At 63.0% G+C, this 7,975-nt stretch carries 7 protein-coding genes and 1 pseudogene; 2 read left to right on the top strand and 6 right to left on the bottom strand.

Features of this window, described 5'->3' with window-relative positions; genetic code table 11:
- Positions 1-44: 44 nt before the first annotated feature.
- Together L8F97_RS15850 and L8F97_RS15845 are read right to left on the bottom strand one after the other, a co-directional pair.
- Positions 45-509: a hypothetical protein gene (locus L8F97_RS15850; protein WP_242152314.1), complete on the bottom strand. Its 465-nt coding sequence runs from the start codon at positions 507-509 to the stop codon at positions 45-47.
- A 434-nt stretch (positions 510-943) separates the two neighbouring features.
- On the bottom strand, positions 944-1,336 hold the full coding sequence (locus L8F97_RS15845) for a transposase (RefSeq protein WP_242152312.1): 393 nt from the start codon (positions 1,334-1,336) through the stop codon (positions 944-946).
- Between the two features lie 442 nt (positions 1,337-1,778).
- Here L8F97_RS15845 and L8F97_RS15840 point away from each other — a divergent pair, with 442 nt between their 5' ends.
- Positions 1,779-4,076, top strand: coding sequence for a putative bifunctional diguanylate cyclase/phosphodiesterase (locus L8F97_RS15840; RefSeq protein ID WP_242152309.1), 2,298 nt, complete (start codon positions 1,779-1,781; stop codon positions 4,074-4,076).
- Positions 4,077-4,130: 54 nt separating this feature from the next.
- Here the strand turns inward: L8F97_RS15840 and L8F97_RS15835 are convergent, their stop codons facing one another.
- A complete protein-coding gene (locus L8F97_RS15835; RefSeq protein ID WP_242152306.1) occupies positions 4,131-5,063 on the bottom strand; it encodes a LysR family transcriptional regulator in 933 nt (310 codons plus the stop codon).
- Between the two features lie 90 nt (positions 5,064-5,153).
- Between L8F97_RS15835 and L8F97_RS15830 the strand changes: the two genes are divergently transcribed.
- Positions 5,154-5,486 carry a carboxymuconolactone decarboxylase family protein gene (locus tag L8F97_RS15830; RefSeq protein ID WP_242152303.1) on the top strand — a complete coding sequence of 111 codons (333 nt, stop codon included), beginning with the start codon at positions 5,154-5,156 and terminating at the stop codon, positions 5,484-5,486.
- 153 nt (positions 5,487-5,639) lie between these two features.
- Here L8F97_RS15830 and L8F97_RS15825 read toward each other — a convergent pair whose 3' ends face one another.
- The 3 genes and pseudogenes from L8F97_RS15825 to L8F97_RS15815 form a co-directional block, all read right to left on the bottom strand.
- A complete protein-coding gene (locus L8F97_RS15825; protein WP_242152301.1) occupies positions 5,640-6,926 on the bottom strand; it encodes an arsenic transporter in 1,287 nt (428 codons plus the stop codon).
- Positions 6,926-7,354: pseudogene (gene arsC, locus L8F97_RS15820) on the bottom strand (arsenate reductase (glutaredoxin)). Before arsC ends, L8F97_RS15825 begins: the two are co-directional and overlap by 1 nt.
- An 11-nt stretch (positions 7,355-7,365) precedes the next feature.
- A complete protein-coding gene (locus L8F97_RS15815; RefSeq protein ID WP_242152298.1) occupies positions 7,366-7,698 on the bottom strand; it encodes an ArsR/SmtB family transcription factor in 333 nt (110 codons plus the stop codon).
- Positions 7,699-7,975: the final 277 nt, after the last annotated feature.

The raw sequence follows: 7,975 nt of genomic DNA, 5'->3' as shown, positions 1-7,975 counted from the left end.
CGCTTGCAGCCGGGCGGCTATGTCGCGGAATGGTGAAAAGCTACCTACCGAGAAGGGCAGTGAGAAGCCGGGCGGAGAGTGATGTTCTTGTAGCTTAGGTCGCGCTCTACATCCCCATCGTCGGTGCTGATGGTCGCAGTTCCCTTAAAGGTTGCCGGAACCTCGCCTGTCCGGCTGACGATGTCGGCGCGTTGAACCGGCGCGTAGAGGGTGACCAGCACGAAGTCCCGTAGCTGACGTGGGCTGCCGGTGTTGAACCATGTCGCGCCTTGGCTCCCGTTTCCTTCGAGCGCTCCATTTGGCGTGACGCTACTGCCTGCCTTAATCCGCCAGCCGCTCGGAATGCTACACACAGACCGGAACTCGACACCCCACGTTTCCAATGAGAACGCCTCGACGCTTTCGGTGTCACGGAGCGGTATCGTGCTGATGGAAAGAAGATAGGTTCTGGGATGGTCGACCGGCGCCGCGCCGATCGCAAGTATCGCCAAGGGCAAATAGCGTCTCATACGCGCAGCGTTGCACCGGAACGTAACGGCTGCAACTGGGCGCCTGCGGAAGGTCTGGTGTTGTTCCGCGACCGGGGGATAGCTGCCTTTCCCTCACCTTGGGCGCAACGACCCATAACTCGCCACTCGGAGCAGGATATCTGCTTCCGGAAGCGAACGTCCTCTGTGGATAGCTCCCGCGTTGCAAGGTAATTCGACGTTCTGACGTGGAGTCGGGCGCAGTCCTTTGTTCGGCCTGTTTGCGCAGTCGCTGAAGACTGCTGGCCCTGATGGGGTCCGCGAGTCAGGTCCCATTCCGTTCAACAGGCTATGACGCCTTAGACGTCCGTTGGGTTCTCCTTGCCCCCGGTCTGACCGGTTCGCCATCACATCGCATCGCGCTTACAACATCGTGAAGCTGGTCTCCTTTGTCTCGGCGGTTTCCAGCTAAATCGTCATGCGGCGAGCCTGGGCTGATGCCGCGCTTGGTATGTCTCGCCGCGCACCATGATCGCCCAGACCACCCGGGCGGTTCTGTTCGCCATCGCGACGGCCGCAACGCGTGTTGGCTTGCGCGCGAGCAGCGCCACAAGCCGTGGATCGGCGGTCTCTGGCGTTTGCTTTACGCCTCTGATCGGTGAGGTCATACCGACGACGAGCAGCGTACGAAGGTATTTGTCGCCCATCTTGGTGATGTGCCCGAGCCGCTCTTTGCCACCACTCGAGTGTTGACGCGGCGTCAGTCTTAACCACGCGGCGAACTCGCGCCCCGAGCGGAAGTGGTACGGGTCGGTGACCGATGCGGCGAGCGCTGTCGCGCCGATCGTGCCGATGCCGGGGATCGACATGAGGCGGCGAGCCGTATCGTTGGTCTTCTGCCAAGCAAGCAGGTCGATCTCCCGACACTGCGCGTGGGTATCGAGCTTGCTGGGACAAGCGCCAGACGATCTTTGCTGCCTCTGACGGTATGTCTGGCGCCTCGCCGTCGACGATCGATCGCGCCATCTCCAACGCGCGGTGAAGCCCTTGCAAGATATCGATGTCGAACTCGGCCAGCAGGTCCCGCGTCCTGTGCATCGATAGCGCCGCCTGCTGCTCCGGCGACTTCACCGGTACGAAGCGCATAGCTTTCACACTTTGGCACCTAGATGCCGTGAGCGGGAGCCATCCACCTCATTCGTTCAGGATTGACTCGGGCGTCCATGGGCACCTCTCCGCGAGACAAGGGCAACTACGTCGGCTTAACGGTTTATCGACTGCTAAGTGATAGCGTCCTGCCGGGGAGTAGCGGTGTTGCACGGCAGAACAGAGCGAAATAAGCGGGTTTTCAATGTGCGGCTGATTGCTGCTCTCGTCATTCCTGTTCTTACCGTGGCGCTTGGTCTCACAATCTTCGCGTTCTCCGCTCTTCGAGGCACCGCCTCTCAAGCTGATCGCGTCTCCGTCAACCGGCAGGAGCAGGAGGTGAAGCTCGCGATCAACGATGCATTGGACGAGCTTGCGCAAAGCCAAGCGGGTGTAGCGATCTGGAGCCCGTTGGTGCTGGAGCTTCGTAAGCCACATCCTAACTGGGGGTGGGTCGACGATAACGTCGGCGTCTGGCTGAATTACGTGTTCGCGCATGATGTGGACATCATCCTGAACGCCGATGATAAGGCGGTCTACGTGATGCGTGATGGCGTGCGCGCTACGCCTGTCAGCTTTGCTGCCTACGCCCGGGCTGCGCAGCCTCTGATCGAAGCCGCGCGCGGACGGACGCATGAAGCGCCCAATCCTCACGAGCGACTGCCAGGACGCGCCCTCAGCGCTACTTCGACAGTTAGGACCTCCACCCGCTCCATCCATGCCACCGACCTGGGCGTGGTCATGGGACGTCCCGCGGCGATGAGTGTCATGCGTCTGATCCCGGACACGAGCAAAGTTGCAGCCGCGCCGGGGCGAGAACCTCTGCTGGTCAGCATTAGATACCTGGATGCCGGCTTCACGCAGAACCTGGTGAAATTACAATCGATTACCGGTGCTCGCGTACAGCGTTCCCACCAGCTGAAACCGAGCGAGCACGGCGTAACCCTTGTCTCCAGCCGGGGAGGCAATCTCGGTTTCTTCGTCTGGCGGCCGGATCGGCCCGGACGTGCGGTATGGAGCTCGATGGCGCCAAGCGCGGGTGCTGCATTGGTTGCACTGCTCGCCGCGCTGGGCGTGCTGCTCTTCAGCGTGGCGAAGCTGATGCGCAAAGATGCTGTGTCACTCAGGCAGCTCGCCGCGGCTCACGTCGAACTGCAAGCAAAGGAAGCGCAGGCCCACCATTTGGCTTACCATGATGTTCTCACAGGTCTGCCAAACCGTGCTCATATCAACGCGGTCATCGATCATAAGGTGTCCGATGCGCATGCGGAGCGTCTTTGGGCTGTTCTGCTTGTTGATCTGGATAGGTTCAAGCAAGTCAACGACACGCTGGGGCATGCCGGCGGTGACCAGCTCATCCAGCTGGTCTCGGCGCGTCTTCGCGGCCTGATCAATCCGGGCGACGTCGTTGCCCGGTTGGGCGGCGATGAGTTCGCGATACTCCTGGACGACCGTTTGAACCTGTCGGATATCGAGGAAACCGCTCAAGCAATGGTGGATGCGGTACGCGAGCCATTCGCCATCCTCGGCACCAGCGTGTTCATCGGTGCCAGCATCGGCATTGCTTGTGCGCAATCCTGCCGCAGCGACCGCACCGAACTGATGCGCATGGCCGACATCGCTATGTACCGTGCCAAGGCCGAGGGGCGTGACGGGTATCGAGTGTTCAGCACGGACATGGATGAGAGCGTCAAAACGCGTCGCGGACTCGAGTACGACCTTCGCGATGCGCTCGCGCGCAAGCAGGAGCTCTTCGTCAACTACCAGCCGCAGATGGATGGCACCGGCACGCAGATCATCGGCCTTGAGGCCTTGCTACGCTGGCAGCATCCGGTCCGCGGCCTTCTTTCGCCCGACGCCTTCATCCCGATTGCCGAGGAAACCGGCTTAATACGCGAGCTTGGCCACTTTGTGTTGCGCGACGCCTGCGACGTCGCTCGCGCATGGCCATCCCTTTCGGTAGCGGTGAACCTGTCGCCAGTGCAATTCCGCTCGGGCGATCTCGCCGCCGAAATACGCGCGATTGTACAAGAGTCGGGAGCCAGGCCTGCACAGATCGAGCTTGAGGTGACGGAGAGCGTTCTCCTCGACAACGACGCAGTCGTCCGAGCGGTTCTAGCCGAGCTCCGTAGTGCAGGCTTTCGTATCGCACTGGACGACTTCGGAACAGGGTATTCGAGCCTGAGCTATCTCAGCAAGTTTCAGGTGGACAAGATCAAGATTGACCGGAGCTTCACCAGCCGCCTCGGGGAGGTAGATGACGCCGCAGCCATTATCCATGCTGTGGTGCGCCTGGGTCACGCAATGGGCCTGTCCGTGTCGGCTGAAGGAGTCGAAACGCGCGAGCAGCGCGCTTTTCTCGAAGGCGCTGGCTGTAATGAGTTACAGGGCTTTCTTTTCGCTGAAGCCCTTCCACCGGCGTCGCTAGCGCAACTCATGAAACGCTTGCGGTATGCAGCTTGACCCACAGCCGGACATTCAGAGCCTACTTTGCGCCGCCTAGTCTCTGCCGTTTGTTCATCGATCGATCGTGACGTCGCCAACGATGGTGGAAGCATGACCGCGGCCCCGCAACGCTTTGATAAGGACCGCCATCGCGGGCGAGAGCTGCCGCCTGCTTGGATAGTAAAGATGGTAGCCTGGGAACGGCGGACACCAATCCGACAGCAAGCGCCCCAACCGGGCCTCAGCAATGTCGGCGGCGATATACTCCTCCGGCAAATAAGCGATCCCGCCGCCGTCCCGCGCTGCCTGGAGCGCGAGCGCGATGTCGTTGACGATCACCTGCCCCTCAACCCGCACCGTAAGCTCGCGGCCGTCATGCTCAAACTCCCAGGCGTAGAGTCCGCCATGCGTCGGAAAGCGCAGGTTGATGCAGTTGTGGGAGGCGAGCTCACGCGGGCTCGCCGGCGTCCCGCAGGCTGCGATATAGGCCGGCGACGCCACCGCCGCCATCCGCATGTCGGGACCGATCCGGATTGCGATCATGTCCTGACCAACCGTCTCGCCGAGGCGGATGCCGGCGTCGAACCGCTCGGCGACGATGTCGACGAAGCCCGTGTCGATCGCGATCTCAACTTGGATATCGGGATATGCCGGCAGCAGCTCGGCAAGGGCCGGCCACAGTATCGTCTGTGCCGCGTCGATGCCGGTGGTGATGCGGATCGTGCCCGCCGGCTTGTCACGTAAGCCCGCTAGGGCGGCGAGCTCGGCATCGATCCCGTCGAGGTGCGGCCCGATTGCCCCAACAAGACGCTCGCCAGCCACGGTTGGCGCGACGCTGCGGGTAGTGCGGGTCAGAAGCCGCACGCCGACCCGATCCTCGAGCGCGCGGATCGAGTGGCTGAGCGCGGACGGCGACACACCGATCTGCGCGGCGGCGCGGGTAAAGCTGCGCTCGCGCACGATGGTGCGCAGCGCGACGAGGTCATTGATCGAATGGCGCGGCATTGCTGAGTACATCTCACAGCCGCATGCGGACTGCACCGTCTAATCAACGGGAGGCGAAAACCATACATGGCTGTCGAAGGAGACACCGCCATGGCCGACGAACAACCGATGCGGGCGCCGTGGGGCGACATCGCGCCGCGCCTGACTGAGATCACTGATACCGTGCTGTTCGACGACATCTGGCCGCGGCCGGGCCTATCGCCGCGCGACCGGAGCCTGATCACCGTCGCGAGCCTCGTCACCGCCTATCGCCAGAACGAGTTGCCGTTCCACCTGAAGAAGGCGCTCGAGAACGGCGTGACCAGGGACGAACTGGTCGAGGCGGTCACCCACCTCGCCTTCTACGCCGGCTGGCCGACCGCCAGCACCGCGATCGGCAACATGCGTGACGTGTTCGCCGATGCCGACGGCTCGAACCAGTGAAAGGACATATCATGCAGACCCGCGAACTCGGCCGCAGCGGCCTCCACGTCTCCGCCCTCGGCCTCGGCTGCATCCCCAGCGCCGGGCGCTGGATGGCATAAGCTGGATCGAGCGCCGGCAGATGGTCGGATTCGGCGAGGTCGCGAAGGGGCATCAGGCAAATTCGATCCGAAGCGTGAGCGCCGCAAGGGTGATGAGCAGAACGGGCACGGTCAGCGTGATCCCGACCCGGAAATAATAGCCCCACCCGATCCGCACGCCCTTTTGCCCCAAGACGTGAAGCCACAGGAGCGTTGCGAGCGAGCCGATCGGCGTTAGCTTAGGACCGAGGTCGCAGCCGATCACGTTGGCGTAGGTCATCGCTTCCTTAATCGGTCCCGCAGTGTGCACGGCGTCTATCGAAAGCGCGCCAACCAGCACGCTCGGCATGTTGTTCATGACCGACGAAAGGACGGCCGCGATCACGCCCGTCCCCAGCGCAGCACCCCACACGCCGCCTTGAGCGGTACGAGCGAGCAACGCCGCGAGATGATCCGTCAGACCCGCGTTCCGCAGGCCATAAACGACTAGGTACATGCCCAGCGAGAGGATCACGATCTGCCACGGGGCGCCCCGCACCACCTTGCGCGTCTCGATCACATGGCCCCTGCCGGCGATCACCAGCAGCAGGATCGCCCCGGCAGCAGCAACGGCGCTGACCGGCACGCCCAGCGGTTCGAGCAGGAAGAAGCCGGCGAGCAGAAGCGCAAGGACGATCCAACCGGCACGAAAGGTCGCCGCATCGCGGATCGCGTCACGCGGCACGCGGAGCGCCGCCACGTCATAGGTCGGCGGTATGTCGCGGCCGAAGAACAGCAGCAGCGCACCCAGCGTCGCGGCGATCGACACAAGATCGACCGGCACCATCACGCTCCCATACGCGCTGAAGCCAAGGTGGAAGAAGTCGGCCGACACGATGTTGACGAGGTTGGAGACGACGAGTGGCAGGCTCGCAGTATCGGCGATGAACCCCGCCGCCATGATGAAGGCGAGCGTGGCCTTGTTGCCGAAGCCCAGCGCCCGAAGCATGGCGATGACGATGGGTGTGAGGATCAGGGCCGCGCCATCGTTCGCAAACAGCGAAGACACGGCCGCGCCGAGCAGCACGACCAAGGCGAACAGCCGGCGCCCCTGGCCCCTACCCCAGCGGGCGACGTGGAGCGCCGCCCACTCGAAGAACCCGGCTTCATCGAGCAGCAGGCTTATGATGATGATCGCGACAAATGCGGCGGTAGCGTTCCAGACGATCCCCCACACCACCGGCACGTCGGACAGCGTGACGACGCCCGCGAGCAGCGCCACGATTGCGCCGGTAAACGCGCTCCACCCGATCCCGAGCCCCTTGGGCTGCCAGATGACGAGCGCGATCGTGGCGACGAAGATCAGGACCGCAGGCAGCATCAGGCGACGCGTTGCCCCGAGACGTCCACCACCTGTTCGCCATCCTCCTTGGCAAAGGCGCCGAGCTGGTCAGCGGGCAGGAGTTCAAGCACGGCCTCGGACGGCCGGCAGAGTCTCACGCCAAGCGGCGAGACGACCAGCGGCCGGTTGATGAGGATCGGGTGCGCCATCATCGCATTGACCAGCGCGTCGTCAGGCAGCGACGTGTCGCCCAGCCCAAGGTCCGCATAGGGCGTACCCTTCTCGCGCAACAGCTCGCGGGGCGTCATGCCGGCGCGCTCGATCAGCTAGACGAGCAGCGCGCGCAAGGGCGGGGTCTTCAGATACTCGACCACATGCGGCTCAATGCCGGCGTTGCGGATCATGGCTAGGGCGTTGCGCGATGTGCCGCACTCGGGGTTGTGATAAATGACGGTATCGACAGCCACGACGCTTTCTTTCAACAGCAGGGGGCGAGTTCAGCGATAAGCGGCGCGCAAAGCTCGGCGCTACCAGCGCAGCAGTCCTTGAGCAGAAACAGCGTCAGCGCGCGCAGGCCGTCCAGATTGGCACGGTAGATGATCGAGCGGCTATGCCGTTCGGCGCGGACGAGGCCGGCGCGTGCCAGAATGCCGAGGTGCGACGACATGGTATTTTGCGGCACGTCGAGCTGGCGGGCGATTTCGCCCGCAGCCATGCCGTCCGGCTCATGTCGCACCAGCAGGCGGAACACATCGAGGCGTGTGACCTGCGCTAAGGCGCCCAGTGCAGCGATAGCCGAATCGTTCTCCACATATCCAGCATAGTAGATGTATGGCTGCTGGCTAAGGTCGAGTGTCGAGTGTCGAGTGTCGAGTTTGGTGTGCTACCGGTAGATCTCGTTGGCAAACACGCGATGCCTCCTTTCCCGCGCCGCCGCGAAGACTCAGAAACGGACATCATTGAAGCATCTGCGCTCCCCGAAAGCGGTCATTCGTTCATTGACGGCTTAAGCCAGAATCGCCGCTGCCGACATCGACTTGCCGCGTAACCGGCGGCGCATGCGCTCTCACAAGACCAGGAAGAGGCCG

It is taken from the genome of Sphingomonas sp. BAUL-RG-20F-R05-02 (assembly GCF_022662305.1).
In the GTDB taxonomy this organism is placed as follows: domain Bacteria; phylum Pseudomonadota; class Alphaproteobacteria; order Sphingomonadales; family Sphingomonadaceae; genus Sphingomonas.
The sequence above is the reverse complement of the archived record's forward strand: the minus strand, read 5'-3'. Positions and strand labels throughout refer to the sequence as shown.

Excerpts from the sequence above, each read along its gene's own strand:
- L8F97_RS15850 (WP_242152314.1), bottom strand. The coding sequence starts at position 509 with ATGAGACGCTATTTGCCCTTGGCGATACTTGCGATCGGCGCGGCGCCG.
- L8F97_RS15845 (WP_242152312.1), bottom strand. The coding sequence starts at position 1,336 with ATGTCGATCCCCGGCATCGGCACGATCGGCGCGACAGCGCTCGCCGCA.
- L8F97_RS15835 (WP_242152306.1), bottom strand. The coding sequence starts at position 5,063 with ATGCCGCGCCATTCGATCAATGACCTCGTCGCGCTGCGCACCATCGTG.
- L8F97_RS15830 (WP_242152303.1), top strand. The coding sequence starts at position 5,154 with ATGGCCGACGAACAACCGATGCGGGCGCCGTGGGGCGACATCGCGCCG.
- L8F97_RS15825 (WP_242152301.1), bottom strand. The coding sequence starts at position 6,926 with ATGCTGCCTGCGGTCCTGATCTTCGTCGCCACGATCGCGCTCGTCATC.